1 protein-coding gene is annotated in these 1,020 nt (G+C 67.4%); it reads left to right on the forward strand.

The window, feature by feature from the left end; all coding sequences use genetic code 11:
- Positions 1-163 precede the first annotated feature (163 nt).
- A partial coding sequence (gene secF / locus G7A99_RS20940) for a protein translocase subunit SecF (RefSeq protein WP_163143828.1) occupies positions 164-1,020 on the forward strand: 857 nt, incomplete at its 3' end.

Consider the following 1,020-nt stretch of genomic DNA (forward strand, 5'->3'; position numbering starts at 1 on the left):
CTCTTCGCCTTCGGTACCGGCCCGGTCAAGGGCTTCGCGGTCACCCTGTCCATCGGCATCGTGACATCGATGTTCACCGCGATCATGGGCACCCGCGGGCTGGTGAATCTCATCTACGGCGCCCGCCGCAAGGCGCGGCTCTCGATCTAGGGCGAGGTCCAGCATGAACCTGTTCAAACGTGACACGCAGATCGACTTCCTGGGCAAGCGGCGCATCGCGTTCGTCGTCTCGCTCGTCCTGCTCCTGATCGCCGTGGGCTCGCTCGCCGTGCGCGGGCTGAACTTCGGGCTCGACTTCACCGGCGGCACGCTGGTGGAGATCGGTTACCAGAAGCCGGTGTCCCTGGACGAGGTGCGAAGCGAGATCGGGGACGCCGGGTTCACCAGCGCCGTGGTCCAGCATTTCGGCACCGCCAAGGACGTGCTCATCCGGGTACCCCCGGAAGGGGCCACGGGGCAGCGCGTCGGTGACCGCATCCTCGCCGCCGCCCGCGGCGGCGACCGCCAGCCGGAGCTGCGGCGGGTGGAGTTCGTCGGGCCCCAGGTGGGCGATCAGCTCAAGGAGCAGGGCGGACTGGCGATGCTCTACGCGCTCGCCGGCATTCTCGCCTACGTCGCTTTCCGCTTCGAATATCGCTTCGCCCTGGGGGCGGTGGCGGCGCTGGTGCACGACGTGACCATCACCCTGGGCTTTTTCTCGGTGACGGGCGTGGAGTTCGACCTCACGGTGCTCGCCGCGTTGCTCGCGGTGATCGGCTACTCGCTCAACGACACCATCGTGGTGTTCGACCGTATCCGCGAGAACTTCGTACGCGTACGCAAGGGCACCCCGGTGGACGTGGCGAACATGTCGCTGAACCAGACCCTCTCGCGCACGCTGATGACCTCCGCGACGACACTGCTGGTCGTCATCGCCCTGGCGGTGCTGGGCGGTGAGCTCATTCGGCCGTTCTCGGAGGCGCTGCTCGTGGGTATCGGCGTCGGGACCTACTCCTCGATCTTCGTGGCGAGCGCCCTGGC

The organism is Arhodomonas sp. KWT, from assembly GCF_010993615.1.